This window comes from Hafnia alvei (assembly GCF_900095695.1).
Lineage (GTDB): Bacteria > Pseudomonadota > Gammaproteobacteria > Enterobacterales > Enterobacteriaceae > Hafnia > Hafnia alvei_B.
Genome location: NZ_FMIQ01000046.1, coordinates 81275 through 95507, shown reverse-complemented (window position 1 = coordinate 95507; position 14233 = coordinate 81275). Strand labels below are relative to the sequence as shown.

13 protein-coding genes are annotated in these 14233 nt (G+C 50.3%); 6 read left to right on the top strand and 7 right to left on the bottom strand.

What is annotated here, in order from left to right; all coding sequences use genetic code 11:
- Positions 1-2 precede the first annotated feature (2 nt).
- The 7 genes from BN1044_RS12350 to rhaS all read right to left on the bottom strand — a co-directional run bounded on the left by BN1044_RS12350 (position 3) and on the right by rhaS (position 7960).
- Positions 3-743 carry a fimbrial biogenesis chaperone gene (locus BN1044_RS12350; RefSeq protein WP_432612991.1) on the bottom strand — a complete coding sequence of 247 codons (741 nt, stop codon included), beginning with the start codon at positions 741-743 and terminating at the stop codon, positions 3-5.
- 78 nt (positions 744-821) lie between these two features.
- A complete protein-coding gene (locus BN1044_RS12345) occupies positions 822-3296 on the bottom strand; it encodes a fimbria/pilus outer membrane usher protein (protein WP_072308963.1) in 2475 nt (824 codons plus the stop codon).
- Positions 3297-3360: 64 nt separating this feature from the next.
- Positions 3361-3918 (bottom strand): fimbrial protein, encoded by a 558-nt coding sequence (locus BN1044_RS12340; protein WP_072308962.1) that lies wholly within the window; start codon positions 3916-3918, stop codon positions 3361-3363.
- Between the two features lie 77 nt (positions 3919-3995).
- The gene (locus BN1044_RS12335) at positions 3996-4535 is read right to left on the bottom strand and encodes a fimbrial protein (protein ID WP_072308961.1); all 540 of its coding nucleotides are present in this window, start codon (positions 4533-4535) and stop codon (positions 3996-3998) included.
- A 555-nt stretch (positions 4536-5090) separates the two neighbouring features.
- Positions 5091-6008: an aldo/keto reductase gene (locus BN1044_RS12330; protein WP_040045643.1), complete on the bottom strand. Its 918-nt coding sequence runs from the start codon at positions 6006-6008 to the stop codon at positions 5091-5093.
- A gap of 117 nt (positions 6009-6125) precedes the next feature.
- Positions 6126-7001 carry an HTH-type transcriptional activator RhaR gene (rhaR, locus tag BN1044_RS12325; RefSeq protein WP_072308960.1) on the bottom strand — a complete coding sequence of 292 codons (876 nt, stop codon included), beginning with the start codon at positions 6999-7001 and terminating at the stop codon, positions 6126-6128.
- Positions 7002-7138: 137 nt separating this feature from the next.
- Entirely contained in the window at positions 7139-7960 is an 822-nt protein-coding gene (rhaS, locus tag BN1044_RS12320; RefSeq protein WP_061554021.1) for an HTH-type transcriptional activator RhaS, read from the bottom strand.
- A 338-nt stretch (positions 7961-8298) separates the two neighbouring features.
- Between rhaS and rhaB the strand changes: the two genes are divergently transcribed.
- From rhaB to BN1044_RS12290, 6 genes are all read left to right on the top strand, one after another.
- Positions 8299-9777, top strand: coding sequence for a rhamnulokinase (gene rhaB / locus BN1044_RS12315; protein ID WP_072308959.1), 1479 nt, complete (start codon positions 8299-8301; stop codon positions 9775-9777).
- Positions 9774-11030: an L-rhamnose isomerase gene (locus tag BN1044_RS12310; protein ID WP_063585689.1), complete on the top strand. Its 1257-nt coding sequence runs from the start codon at positions 9774-9776 to the stop codon at positions 11028-11030. Before rhaB ends, BN1044_RS12310 begins: the two co-directional genes overlap by 4 nt.
- Positions 11031-11055: 25 nt before the next feature.
- Positions 11056-11880 carry a rhamnulose-1-phosphate aldolase gene (rhaD, locus tag BN1044_RS12305; protein ID WP_072308958.1) on the top strand — a complete coding sequence of 275 codons (825 nt, stop codon included), beginning with the start codon at positions 11056-11058 and terminating at the stop codon, positions 11878-11880.
- 78 nt (positions 11881-11958) lie between these two features.
- Positions 11959-13107 carry a lactaldehyde reductase gene (gene fucO, locus BN1044_RS12300; RefSeq protein WP_072308957.1) on the top strand — a complete coding sequence of 383 codons (1149 nt, stop codon included), beginning with the start codon at positions 11959-11961 and terminating at the stop codon, positions 13105-13107.
- 9 nt (positions 13108-13116) lie between these two features.
- Positions 13117-13431, top strand: a complete 315-nt coding sequence (rhaM, locus tag BN1044_RS12295) for an L-rhamnose mutarotase (RefSeq protein ID WP_072308956.1) — start codon at positions 13117-13119, stop codon at positions 13429-13431.
- Positions 13432-13619: 188 nt separating this feature from the next.
- A complete protein-coding gene (locus BN1044_RS12290) occupies positions 13620-14225 on the top strand; it encodes a transglycosylase SLT domain-containing protein (protein ID WP_025800606.1) in 606 nt (201 codons plus the stop codon).
- The last annotated feature ends 8 nt before the right edge of the window (positions 14226-14233 follow it).

Genomic DNA, 14233 nt, shown 5'->3' with positions numbered 1-14233 from the left:
GGTTATTCCTGCTGCGCGCTAGGTAACGCTTTACAGGTGCTGCCTGAACAGCTGAACTTCAGTTCTGGATGGCCGCCATAATCATTGACATACATCATGGAGAACGCGCTCACCGACGCATCGGTAACCGCAAAATCAAGGCTCGATTTCGGGGCGACCATAATTCCTGGGAAGCGAGTTATTTTGCTGCCCGCGCTGTTCGTTAAACCAATAATCGTGACGTAGTACGGCGTTGGGTTTTGTGCCGTCATCGTGCTGCCGCTTTTCTGGAACACCACTTGGTTTTGCCAGATCTCATTTTTGCTGGTGGGGATAATGGCCGCCGGGCGATAGAAAAGCTTGATACGTGACTGCATAGCGAGCTGCAGCATGTTGGGCTTGTTCGGCTTAGGCGGGATTTCACGCACGTTGAGATAAAACAGGCTTTCGCGATCCTGCGGCAGCGTGTTCACCGCACTGGTTTTGGTTACGCGTGCAATCCCTTTCTGCCCACCGTTGATTCGCTGTAGCGGCGGTAACACCATTAACGGCGAGGTGATCTTGTGACCTTCCGCGTCCTCTACCCATGACTGAGCCAAAAAAGGAATATCTGGGCTCGTGTTAGACAGGTTGGCGCTCGATGAGCTCTCTTTTTCGGTAATAATGATCCGCGTGCGATCCAATGAAACGCCCGCCTGCGCGTAGCCGGTTAGAACCGTCAGAGCCATCGCCGCTATCCAGCCGCATCCGCTTTTTTTCTTCATGCTCATTTTTAGCCTTTTATGACAGTTATGGATTTGTTGCTTCGTCATAGATTTGTTGCTTCGGTTTAGCCGCATCGCTTAATGGCAAGGCAGCAAAACAGAATTCGAATAATTCGACGCCTTTGCCGGAATAGTGACTTTGCACTGTGTTTTCCCGTTCCAAATCACCTTGAGCGTTTCATCAGGATTAACACCGGCAAGCCACGCCTGACCGTCATCAAGCACCATCGCCACGCTGACACCGTCGCCATTAAAGACTTCAGCGCCGAAAGGCGGTGTGCTGCTATCAGAGCGACGAATGTTTGCCATCATCTTCATCCCTTTTGCCATTCCGAAAGACTGATAGCCGATAGCGCCTTCGGTCAGCGTGGTCGTGCTAATGGCTTTCGACGGCTCGATATCACTGTCCATCGCATCGACGTCAACGCGGGTATCAAAGCTGTTGTAGCTGACTACGTCGGGTACTACCGCGATGCCAAATCGGTTGGTTCGCGATTTGCTTCCGTTTAGCGGAACGCCTGCAATGCCGTTGGTATCTACCATCATGCGAGCCGTATTGAGCGTGGCTCCGCTGTTATGCAGCGCGGCACCGTGGCGTGTCGCCGTGAAACCACCGCGCAGCGTGCTGCTTAGCGCCACATAATGGCTTTGCTGATAGCTGAGGTTGCTGTTGATTTCTGCCATCTGCGAACGGTGCTGGTAATAGCCATCCATATTGGCGTTGCCGCTTTGGCTGGCCCCTGCGCGCACTCGCCATAGGTTGTTGTTGTCGCTATTGTCGGTGTACGACATCATCGGGCTGGTTTTGCCGTTATTGGTTTGCATATCCAAACCGGCCCAGCGGCTATCGCCAACCGGCACAGAGATTGAAATCGCAATCGAATCATCACGCCGATCTTTGTAGTCGGTGCGATACGCCGAGAGATTGGCCGTAATACCGTTAATTTCGCCGACGCGGAAAGTTCGTCCCAGTGACACGCCATAGCGATCTTGGCTATTTCGATCCCAATAGTTTTGGTGGGTATAGGTCAGAAAAGTGGTCAACGTTTTGCTCGGCTCATCAGCCCAGAACGTTTTGTTACCGGTGATGGTGTATAGCTCTTTCTCACGCCCGACGTGGTCGTAATCCTGATAGCGTTCATCCATGTATTGCGCCATCGAGCGGAAATCTTGCTGCGAGAATCGATAGCCCGCAAACGTGATGGAGCTGTTGTATTCGTCGAAGGTTTTGGCGTAGCTGAGTTTGTACGACGTTCCTTTCAGGCGCTCCCCGTCACGGTTTTGGCTCCATGATTCAGTGGCATCCACGGAAATAGCCCCAAACATGCTGAGATCTCGCCCAATCCCCATCGACATGGCGTTGTACTCTTCACCCGCCGTTTGCAAACCACCATACAAAGACCACGCGTTGGAAATCCCCCACGAGAAATCCCCCGAGACAAAGCCCGGCCCTTGGGTTTGGTGGGTATAACGAGAAGGCTGCCCCGCAGCGATGTTGTAACGCACGTAGCCTGGGCGCGTAAGGTAAGGGATATTGGCGGTATTCACCTGAAAGGTAGATACCGAACCATCCTGCTCTTCAACTTTAACGTCCAGCGTTCCACGCACCGAGCTGCTCAGATCCTGAATGTTGAAGGGACCGGCTGGCACGGTAGTTTGATAGATAATTCGACCGCTCTGGCTCACCGTTACTTTCGCGCTGGTGCGCGCCACGCCGTGCACTTCTGGCGCATAGCCTTGTAGGCTTGGCGGCAGCATACGCTCGTCGCTGGACAGATTGACGCCGGTGAAACGCAGCGTATCGAAGACCTGCGAGTTAAGGTAGATTTCGCCCAGCGTCAGTTTGGCCGCCATCATAGGCAGCGGACGGTAGGCATAAATCTGGTTCCAATCAAAATCAAATTGGTGAGTTGAGTTGTAGTAGCTGGTCTGATATTCGCTGCGAAAACGCCAGCCGGCCAAATTAAACCCCGCCTGACCATAGCCGGACAAAGAATTGTAATCTTCACTGTGATCGAGCTGATGGGTAATCTGCCCTGTCAGGCTGTAATCAAAAATGACGCCAGCAATACCGTTATCCCAACGCTCCGGTGGCGTCCAATTGGGATCGTTATATTTCATCCACGCCTGCGGCACCGTAATATCCAGCGTCCCCGCATAGTTGCTAAGCTTAGCCCCCGGTAAACTCTGCAAGACAAAGCAGTTTTCCGTAACCTGCTCAACTTTAAGTCTGGCCTCTTCCTTCAATGCCAGCTTATCCAGCACGGCCTGACTGATGCAGGCTTGCGTACTTTTACCATCGGGTAACAGCGCGTAATGCACCTTGTCTTGGCCTATTGGCTGGCTGTTAATTTTGATATCCAACAGGTAATCACCGGCAGCAACATAGTTGTCTGAAGCAAAACGGGATAAATCAACATGGGTGCGATCGGACGCATCCAATACGTCGGTATTAAATTCAACGAGATCGTCTGCATATACCGTATTGGCATAACAGAAAATAATCACCTTTAAGGCCACTATTTTTAATTTTGTTTTTAGTGTTACCGACATGACAATTTATCCCGAATTAATCGACGGAATACGCCGAATACCCCAAATGGTATTGGTTAATTTTTTAGTTATAATCAATAAAAAAACGTGCAATAGCATAAAACTCACCGGCTTTAATATGTTTATTAACCGGAACCAGCGAGGCGGTAAATCTCAGAATATTATTCCCGTTACTTAAATCATATCCGGGAGAAGGTTGTCCTATTGTCAGCATACTTCCATGCTGATTACGTAAATGAATCCCAAAGCCTTCCCCTTCTCCGGTAACTAATAGAGCCGAGGCATCATGAGGAGCTGAATTGCCAATAAATGTGATAGTGGCATAAGGAAAACTGTCATCATCAGCCACTTTATTTTTAATAACTCTGCACCCGGTAAGGTGAATATTAAAATCTTTGGTGAGGTGACTTTCACTATCCATATTAATGTCACGTGCAGATACTTCACCAAAATCAACCCAGATCTCACGCGAATCAGGATCAATGCCACAGGCAGTTTCAATCAGCTCACCAGACATTTCTACTTTCCCTGGTGTAATACTGGACGCCAGCGTGTCAGCGGAAAAAAGCAGCGCATATAAAAAAAGCATCACTGATATTTTTTTCTTTATTCCTGACATCATGCTCGCTATCCCTACTGAATATTTCGCAGATAGAATACGGGGGATAAACTCCCCCCGTATGCACCACTTCTAGGCGATTACTGGTAATCGATCTGGAAGTTGATCGTTGACTGGAAAGAACCTGCGGTTACAGGGTTTGCAGTCTGATCCGCGCTGTCTGCTTTAACATAGGCAACGAATGGAATGGTGTTAGCACCGTTAACCAGCTGTACAGCCGTGGTGCCCTGGCCCCAAACCACATCCTGACTTGCGCTGTCTTTCAGACCGATACCGGCATTAGCCGCGGTGCCTGAAGTGAACGCAGCCAAAGTTGCATCAGCTGGGTTTACGCTAGTTGGGGTGTAAGAAACAACGGCGCTAGTCGCAACCGTAGTATCGCAGTCCTGCAGTTCGATGTTTTTCTGCACGTTACCGGCATGAGCGCCGTTAGCCAGAGCTGAAACTGGGATCTGACCAAAATCAACAGATACTGGGCTAGAATTAGGTGATAAACCGCAGGCAGTATTCACCAATTCACCTTGGAATTGGATTTGGCCATTGGTGGTATCAGCCAGAACAGACATAGAACTTACAGCAGCGGTAAATGCTACGGCTAAAGCAACTTTATTCAATTTCATAAAAATTTCCTGCGTAATATAAATATCCTAAAAAAAGATAAAGAGCATTTAAGCCACAGGACGCAATCCAAGCGACAATAGAAGCTCTCTGTGTTATTGGTATAAATCCTTTTAAATAATTAAAGACGCCATGTGTTTATCATAATTATTATCCTGCTCCATCGGACGAACAAAATGCTATCAAATCCCATTCATCGTTAAAAGCCTTACACCCAAAGAGGATTAAGTACGTATTTAAAACTCGCAACAATGCTATATGCGCTATTTTAATCTCGCGAAGTATTTGGAATCATCCTAGTCGCGCCATTTTTTAATCTCGGAAAATACTTGGATATAATTTTTCCTATAAAGTTAATACACGTCAGCACACCACATACGTGTATTAATAATTAATAGAGAATGAGAACCGTTAAACGAAGTCGTATTATGAAGATGCATTAAGAAGATATATTAAGAAGTGATATTAAGAAGTAGCAATAAACTTGGAGGCTGTTTGTTGTCTCTAGAGAACAGCCAGAAAACTGGCTGCTCTAGAACATCTAATAGCGACAGGGCTTATGGCAGCTCGTTACCGGCTGCGCGATAAATTTCATACCATTCTTCACGCGTTAACGTGATATCGCAGGCCTGACAAATTTGTTTAAGGCGCGAAGTGCTCATCGTACCTGAAATCATCTGCATATTGGCTGGATGGCGTAAAATCCACGCCGTCGTAATGGTGGTATTGGATACGCCATAACGCGCCGCAATCTCATCAATTTTCTGGTTCAGTTCAGGGAACTTAGGATTACCGAGGAATACGCCTTCAAACATACCGTATTGGAACGGAGACCATGCCTGAATAGTCACGTCATTTAAACGGCAATAATTCAATACTTCGCCGTCGTGATCGAGACTCGACGCGTTTTCCATATTAACGTTAATGCCGCTGCGGATCATACCGCTGTTGGTGATACTCAATTGGAGCTGGTTCGCCAAAATCTTTTGGCTCATAAACTTTTGCAGTAAGGCCATCTGCATTGGGCTTTGGTTGGAGACACCAAAACGACGCACTTTCCCGGTATTCAGTAAGTGATCGAACGCCTCTGCCACTTCTTCCGGTTCCATCAGCGCATCGGGGCGATGCACCAGCAGCATGTCGAGATAATCGGTATCTAAACGTTCTAAGATGCCGTCTACCGATTTTAAAATGTGCTCTTTAGAAAAATCGAACAAGCCTTTACGGATCCCACATTTGGACTGCAGGAAGACCTTCTCACGACGGTCATCATTGAGCTTGGCTGCGCGAGCAAAAATACGCTCGCATTCGCCGCCGCCATAGATATCTGCGTGGTCGAAGAAGTTTGCGCCTAAATCCAGCGCGGTTTGCACAAAAGTTTCTGCCTCTGCGGCTTTCAACTCATCCATACGCATGCAGCCCACCACAATGGCAGGAACATGCAGGGTAGAACCACCTAATTTAATTTGTTTCATCAAACTGCCCTATCTGGTTAACGGTGCGTTATCACGGACACCGCTATTGATGATGACGAAAATCGTCGCAAAAAACTTAATGTAATACCTTGGTTTATACCCAAAATAATTTGAGTATCAAGTATGAAGGGTATGCATCGCTCGCTCTGGTTCAGTCACAAAGCGCTGGCGATACTCTCGCGGAGTTAGCCCGGCATCACGGGTGAACACCACGGAAAAATAGTTGCTGTCTTCAAAACCACAGCGCGTCGCAATTTCACTGATGCGATACTCGCTGCGCCTCAACAATCGCTTAGCCTGACATAAACGCAGCTGACGCAAATAATGGCTGATCGACATCCCAGTTTGCTGGCGAAATAGCTGTTTCAGCGAGCGCTCCACCAGCTGATGTTCTGCGCAGAAAGCCGCTAAGTCAAAATGGCTTTCGAGTCCACCTTGCAGCGATGCCATCAGCAAATCAAGTTGTTCGCCAGCCGGCAGTAAATAAACACTCTCCGCCGTGTAACGATAACGTTTTAGCACAATGGCTAACTGTAGCAGCAGAGCTTCGGTCAGCTGAATAGAAAGTGCGTCGGTTTTGCGGCTCTCTTGCGCCAGCTGAGCAATAATCGGCCTCGCCTGCGCTAAACCTCCGGTGCTTAAACGCCAGTGATTTTGTCGAGTAGACTCGTCGAACGGCGGCAATAACAGATTCCATTGCGCGTTTAAACGTAAGCGCTCAGGGCAATAGATGATATTGTCGAGAACCAGATCGTTCACCGATTCGTAGCTATGGCAGTCCTCGGCGTTGATGTAGAAAATATCGCCGCAGGTTATCCGATACGGGCGATCGTTGAGCACGTGCAAACCGTTGCCGCGCCAAACAATCACAATCTCGCAAAACTGGTGGGAATGCTCGGCAAAAACCTGCTGCGGATACCGATCCGCCACGGCGACCGGCATCTGTTCTGAAGGAAAATAATCCCGATTCTCCAGCACTAACAGCTTTCGCATTCCCAGCCTCCCACGCTTATTAAGCCAGAAAGTATTACAGAATCATCGTGGTTTTACGTTGACGGCTTTCTCGATTCCGCACATTGCATTCAGCCGTTAAGTAACAAAATATCACTTGGATTAACGTTATCAGATAGCTATCCCTGATAACGCAAGGCTCGGGGAGATTGGTCGAACTCGCGTTTGAAAAGCGTAGAGAAATGATTGCTGTCACCAAAGCCACACTGATAAGCAATATCCGTCACGCTGCTATCGCTGTGGCAAAGCTGGTGACGAGCTTGCAAAAGCCGCAGGCGCGTCAGATAACGCTGCGGCGTCATGCCGGTGTGATTCTTGAGCTGGCGGTGTAAGGTGCGAAGCGGCAAAGAGAAACGGTCAGCTAATTCGGTCCACTCCACAGATTCGGCGTAGTGATGCTGCAACCAGTCCAATAGCTGGCGCAAACGCCCTTCCTGATCGTCCCCCACCTGAGCAGAACACCCCTGCCAAAGCTGTACAATAAGCTGCATAAAGACGCTTTCATGCAATGCAATATCCTCGGCTCGCTCGCTGGCTGGTGTTTGTTCGAGTTTCGCCATCAGCATTTTTACCTGCGCTAAGACCTGCTGGCTGATACGCCAATGGGAGGGATAAACCCCTTCGGATTCTTGCGGTAAAAATTGCTCTACGCCCGATAAAAACTTAAACGCATCCGGCGCGCGAAAAAGCACATTGGTAAGAAAAAGGCCGTCGGTATGCTCAAATAAATGGCGATCGTGATCGCGAACGAAACATACACAGCCGCTGTTGAGCGTATAGGGATTGCCGTTAAAAACGTGCACGCCGGCCCCCTGCTCTACAATCACAATTTCATAGAAATCATGATGATGCTCAGGAAACTCCGGCTGCGGAGCGCGAGGTTCTATGGCCACAGGAGCATAGCCAGAAGAGAAAAAATCGATACTGTGCAAAACCGTCATCGTCAGACTCCTTATCTTATCGGGGTATCAACGCGGGTGATTTTTCCAGCGGTTTGCTATGGCTCGATAGTAGAAGAAGGCCGAAAAATGAACCTTAAACTTTTGACATCAAAACGGCTTTTAGCGTTCGTTTATTTAAGAATGCGCGGCCAATATTAAGAAATGCGGCGAACATCACAGGCCAGCGCATCTAAGAACTGTGACCTACTTCACTTTCACCTTTGCTGTATTGCCATCGCCATAATTTCGCTGGCATTCATGAGAAGGTGCCCTTGTTAGCAAGTTTCTACACTGGCCGTCATTGATAAATAAGAATGTTCAACGACGGACGGTTCAACATGACGACACGCCATATTGCCGCGATCGATCTTGGTGCCTCCAGCGGACGCGTGATGCTGGCAAGTTACCATGTCGGTACTCAACACCTTACGCTAAAAGAGATCCGCCGCTTTACCAATCGGCTGGTACCCCGCGACGGTTTTGATACCTGGGATCTCGACGCTCTTGAGCACGAAATTCGCACCGGGCTTGAGCAAATTGATGCTGAAAATATCCCGCTGGACAGCATTGGCATCGATACTTGGGGCGTGGATTTTGTGTTGCTGGATGCCAACGGCGAGCGGGTCGGCCACCCAGTCGCTTACCGAGACGATCGTACCCACGGCCTCATGGCACAAGCGCAAGAGCGCTTAGGTAAACCGTTTATCTATCAGCGTACCGGCATTCAGTTTTTGCCCTTCAATACCCTTTATCAGCTGCGTGCGCTCAGTGAACAGCAACCAGAGCTGCTGGATCGGGTAGAACATCTATTACTGATCCCCGACTATCTGCATTACCGCTTAACTGGGCAAATGAACTGGGAATACACCAATGCCAGCACCACGCAGCTGTTGAACATCAATAGCGGCGATTGGGATACTGATTTGCTGGATTATGCCGGCGTTCCCGCCCGCTGGTTTGGCAAACCCACCCAGCCCGGTAACCGCATCGGTTGCTGGCAAAGTCCTAAGGGGCAACAGGTTCCTGTGGTTGCCGTTGCCACCCACGACACCGCCAGCGCGGTGATTGCCACTCCGATGCAAGACAGCGATTCAGCCTATCTCAGCTCAGGAACGTGGTCATTAATGGGCATCGAAAGCCGCACACCGCTCACCGACAGCCGTGCCTTGCAGGCCAATATCACCAATGAAGGGGGTACGGAAGGCCGCTATCGAGTGCTGAAAAATATTATGGGCTTATGGCTGCTGCAGCGCGCAACCCAAGAGCTGGGTGTTCAGTATCTTCCCGATCTGATTGCAGAGGCGGCTCTGCGGCCTGCACACCATTTTTTGATTAACCCAAACGACGAGCGCTTCATCAATCCGCCCAATATGTGTTTGGAAATTCAAAACGACTGCCGCGAGCGTGGTGCTCCGGTGCCCGAAACACCGGCAGAACTGGCGCGCTGTATCTTTGACAGCTTGGCGAAACTCTATCAGCAGGTAGCCGAAGAGCTCTCCGCGCTGCGCGGTAAGCCGATCAGCCATTTGCATATCGTCGGCGGTGGCAGCCAAAACCGTTTCCTCAATCAGCTGTGCGCCGATCTCTGCAACATCGAAGTCAGCGCAGGTCCGGTGGAAGCCTCAACGTTAGGCAATATCGGCAGCCAGTTAATCGCGCTGGGTGATATTGCCAATGTGCATGATTTCCGCAGCGTGGTGGCACATAACTTCCCGCTGGAACATTTTTTACCTAACCCATCTCACCACTCTTTATCCGCATCGCTTAGCAACGGCGCTGCGCAAACATCTGCCCAATTCAAAGGAACATGTGTATGACCACTTCAATCGATCAGGCTTGGGAACTGGCTAAACAACGTTTTAACGCTGTTGGCGTAGACGTCGAAAATGCACTGAAAACCATGGAGAGACTGCCGGTTTCGATGCACTGCTGGCAGGGCGACGACGTCGCCGGTTTTGAAAATCCTGAAGGTTCACTAACCGGCGGTATTCAGGCCACCGGCAACTATCCGGGCAAAGCGCGCAACGCCGCAGAGCTGCGTGCCGATTTAGAGATGGCGTTAACGCTGATCCCCGGACCAAAACGCCTGAATCTGCACGCAATTTATTTAGAATCTGATACGCCGGTCGCGCGTAATAAAATCGAACCACGCCATTTCTCTAACTGGGTTGAATGGGCTAAAAAACACCATTTGGGCTTAGACTTTAACCCTTCCTGTTTCTCTCATCCGTTGAGCGCAGATGGTTTTACCCTCTCCTCCGCTAACCCTGAAACACGCCAGTTCTGGATTGAGCACTGCCAAGCTAGCCGCCGCATTTCAGCCTATTTTGGCGAGCAGCTGGGTACGCCGTCCGTCATGAATATCTGGATCCCAGACGGCATGAAAGATACGCCGATTGACCGCTTGGCACCGCGTCAACGCTTAGCTTCGGCGCTGGATGAGGTCATCGCTGAAAAGCTTAACCCCGCACACCATATCGACGCCGTCGAAAGCAAACTTTTTGGCATCGGCGCTGAGAGCTATACCGTGGGCTCGAACGAGTTTTATCTCGGCTACGCCGCCAGCCGCCAGACCGCTCTGTGTCTGGATGCCGGTCACTTCCATCCAACAGAAGTGATCTCCGACAAAATCTCCAGCGCCATGCTTTATGTGCCCCGTTTGCTGCTGCACGTGAGTCGCCCAGTACGCTGGGACAGTGACCACGTGGTCTTGCTTGACGATGAAACGCAGGCCATCGCCAGCGAAATCGTACGCCACAACCTGTTTAACCGCGTGCACATCGGGTTGGACTTCTTCGATGCTTCCATCAACCGCATTGCAGCGTGGGTGATTGGCACCCGCAATATGAAAAAAGCCCTGCTGCGCGCATTGCTAGAACCTACAAACCATTTGCGCAATTTGGAAGAAAGCGGTGACTACACGGCGCGTCTGGCTCTGCTGGAAGAACAAAAATCGCTGCCTTGGCAGGCGGTTTGGGAAATGTACTGCCAGCGCAACGACGTTCCCGTTGATGCCAGTTGGCTCAAAGCAGTACGCGAATATGAAGAACAAATTTTGTCTCAGCGTTAAGTGATAAATAAAAGGAATAAAAACTATGCAATCTATCATCGATTCCTGGTTCGTTCAGGGCATGATTAAAGCCACCAGCGACATGTGGCTCAAAGGCTGGGATGAACGTAACGGAGGCAACGTTAGCCTGCGTTTATTAGAGGAAGAAGTAGCGCCGTTTCGCGCCGATTTTGCCTCACAGCCGCGCTGCGTTGAGCTGACGCAGCCCGCCACCGAACTCGCCAATAGCTGGTTCTTAGTCACCGGCTCAGGCAAGTTTTTCCGCAACGTACAAATTGCGCCGCAGGAAAATCTGGTGCTGTTACAGGTTAGCGCCGATGGCATGGCCTACCACATCCATTGGGGATTAACTAAAGGCGGTCTGCCAACGTCTGAACTGGCCGCACATTTCCAATCGCATATCGTGCGTATGCAGGTTACCGGCGGCGATAACCGCGTCATCATGCATTGCCACGCCACCAATTTGATTGCGCTTAGCTACGTGCATGATTTAGACAACGCCAAGTTTACCCGCCTGTTATGGGAAGGCAGCACCGAGTGTTTAGTGGTGTTCCCTGACGGCATTGGCATCGTACCTTGGATGGTGCCGGGCACCGACGGTATCGGCACGCAAACCGCTGAGCAAATGCGCCAGCACGGCTTAGTGCTGTGGCCTTTCCACGGAATTTTCGGCAGTGGCCCAACGTTAGACGACGCTTTCGGCCTGATCGATACCGCGGAAAAATCAGCGGAAATTATGGTGAAAGTTCTGTCTATGGGTGGCAAAAAACAGACGATCTCCACGCAGGAGCTGATCGCGCTCGCCGCACGCTTTGGTGTAACGCCGATGGCAGCGGCGCTTGAAGATTAACCGTTGAGAAAGACCGGTCGCATGCGCTTCTTTTCAGGAAGCGCATCACAACGGTTTTTCATTTTCAGGAGCAATATCATGAGTTTCATGCTGGCATTACCGAAAATCAGCCTGCACGGCAACGGCGCTATCGTCGATATGGTGAAACTGCTTGGCGACAAAAAGTGGGGCAAAGCGCTGATTGTTACCGATGGTCAGTTAGTGGAAATGGGGTTGTTAGACAGCCTGTTTAGCGCGATGCAGCAGCAAAACCTGCCGTACGCGCTGTTTAAGGATGTATTTCCAAATCCAACCGAAGAGCTAGTGCAGGCAGGTTTCCAAGCCTATCAGCAAAACCAGTGCGATTACCTGATCGCCTTCGGTGGTGGTAGCCCAATTGATACCACCAAGGCCATTAAAATTCTGACCGCCAATCCCGGCCCTTCCACCGCCTATTCAGGCGTGGGCAAAGTGAAAAATGCCGGTGTGCCGCTGGTCGCCATTAATACCACGGCGGGAACCGCCGCTGAACTCACCAGCAATGCGGTGATCATTGATAGTCAGCGTCAGGTGAAAGAGGTGATTATCGACAGCAATATTATTCCTGATATTGCCGTCGACGATCCGGCGGTGATGCTGAATATTCCCGCGTCGGTAACCGCCGCAACCGGTATGGATGCGTTAACCCATGCGATTGAAGCCTATGTTTCCGTGGGCGCTCACCCATTGACCGATCACTCCGCGCTGGAGTCCATTCGCATGATCGCCGAATGGTTACCGCTGGCGGTGGAGAATGGGCAAAACCTTCAGGCGCGTGAAATGATGGCCTATGGGCAATACCTGGCAGGGATGGCCTTTAACAGCGCCGGACTGGGATTAGTTCATGCATTAGCGCATCAACCGGGGGCGACTCATAATCTGCCACACGGCGTATGTAACGCCATTTTATTACCGGTGGTTGAAGCCTTTAATCGCCCTAATGCGGTTTCTCGCTTTGCCCGAATCGCGCAGGCAATGGGGGTAAATACGCAGGGAATGGATGAGGAGCAGGCCAGCCATAGCGCTATCGCAGCCATTCGTGAGCTCTCGGCACGCGTTGGTATTCCTTCTGGATTCCATTCGTTGGGTATCAAAGAAAGTGATATCGATGGATGGTTGGACAAAGCGCTGGCCGATCCCTGTGCGCCGTGTAACCCGCGTAGCGCAGATCGTGAACAGATTCGGGCGCTCTACCTACAGGCGATGTAAGGAGAAAATATGATCCGTAAAGCCTTTGTCATGCAGGTTAATCCCGATGCCCACGCAGAGTATCAGCGCCGCCACTCACCGATTTGGCCAGAACTGGAAGCCGAATTAAAAGCGCATGGCGCACACAACTATTCAATCTTTTTGGATGAGAAACGCCATCTGCTGTTTGGCTTCGTCGAAATTGAATCCGAAGCGCGTTGGAATGCAGTTGCGCAGACCGAAGTCTGTCAGCGCTGGTGGAAACATATGGCCGATGTCATGCCAAGCAACGCCGACAACAGCCCAATGAGCGATGAGCTTAAAGAGGTGTTTTATCTTCGCTGAGAGGATCTTATTTTTTTACTAAAAATGAGCAAAACAGCAGGTGACCTACTTGCTGGATGACTATATGATCCCTGCGTCTGTTTCGGGCGCAGGGATCCGTCTATTTAAATCAGGCATTCCCTTCGACATGGTCGTCTAACTAATGAGTCCTATTCTATTTTAATGGATATAGGCTGGCGTGCTCACCAATGATTTCAATACTCAAACACCCTTCGCGATTTGGCATTATGCTGCTATTGCTCTTCTTAGCGGGCTGTTCAAGCAAACATCATTATAAAAAGTATGACACCCATGCCTACGACGATGTGATCGAAGATGCTGCCGATGACTATAAGGTCGATCCAAAACTTATCGCCGCGATTATTCAGGTGGAGTCCAGCTTCAATCCAGAAGCCGTCAGCCCTTCGAACGCCATCGGTCTCATGCAGCTCAAAGCCTCAACCGGCGGGTGTGATGCCTATCGTTATAAAGGTAAGCGCGGCTGCCCTGACGACGATGATTTACTCGACCCCGAAACCAATATCGATTTAGGTGCTGCTTACATCAGCGCGATCCAGCATCAACAGCTGAACTGGATTGACGATCCTGTGACTCGTCGCTATGCAACTGAGGTAGCCTACGCCAACGGCGCAGGCGCACTGCTGCGAACTTTTTCAAGCAATCGCAAAACCGCGATTCAGATGATCAATCAGCTTTCACCAGAAGCCTTCCACTGGCACGTTCGCCAATACCATCCTGCCGCGCAGGCTCCGCGTTATATGGCGAAGGTGGAGCAGGTTTATAATAGTTTGTGAGAGTTGGA

Coding starts and splice junctions, on each gene's coding strand:
- rhaD (WP_072308958.1), top strand. CDS start 11,056: ATGCAATCTATCATCGATTCCTGGTTCGTTCAGGGCATGATTAAAGCC.
- BN1044_RS12290 (WP_025800606.1), top strand. CDS start 13,620: ATGATTTCAATACTCAAACACCCTTCGCGATTTGGCATTATGCTGCTA.
- rhaM (WP_072308956.1), top strand. CDS start 13,117: ATGATCCGTAAAGCCTTTGTCATGCAGGTTAATCCCGATGCCCACGCA.
- rhaS (WP_061554021.1), bottom strand. CDS start 7,960: ATGACGGTTTTGCACAGTATCGATTTTTTCTCTTCTGGCTATGCTCCT.
- BN1044_RS12340 (WP_072308962.1), bottom strand. CDS start 3,918: ATGATGTCAGGAATAAAGAAAAAAATATCAGTGATGCTTTTTTTATAT.
- fucO (WP_072308957.1), top strand. CDS start 11,959: ATGAGTTTCATGCTGGCATTACCGAAAATCAGCCTGCACGGCAACGGC.
- BN1044_RS12330 (WP_040045643.1), bottom strand. CDS start 6,008: ATGAAACAAATTAAATTAGGTGGTTCTACCCTGCATGTTCCTGCCATT.
- BN1044_RS12345 (WP_072308963.1), bottom strand. CDS start 3,296: ATGTCGGTAACACTAAAAACAAAATTAAAAATAGTGGCCTTAAAGGTG.
- BN1044_RS12350 (WP_432612991.1), bottom strand. CDS start 743: ATGAAGAAAAAAAGCGGATGCGGCTGGATAGCGGCGATGGCTCTGACG.
- BN1044_RS12335 (WP_072308961.1), bottom strand. CDS start 4,535: ATGAAATTGAATAAAGTTGCTTTAGCCGTAGCATTTACCGCTGCTGTA.
- rhaR (WP_072308960.1), bottom strand. CDS start 7,001: ATGCGAAAGCTGTTAGTGCTGGAGAATCGGGATTATTTTCCTTCAGAA.
- BN1044_RS12310 (WP_063585689.1), top strand. CDS start 9,774: ATGACCACTTCAATCGATCAGGCTTGGGAACTGGCTAAACAACGTTTT.
- rhaB (WP_072308959.1), top strand. CDS start 8,299: ATGACGACACGCCATATTGCCGCGATCGATCTTGGTGCCTCCAGCGGA.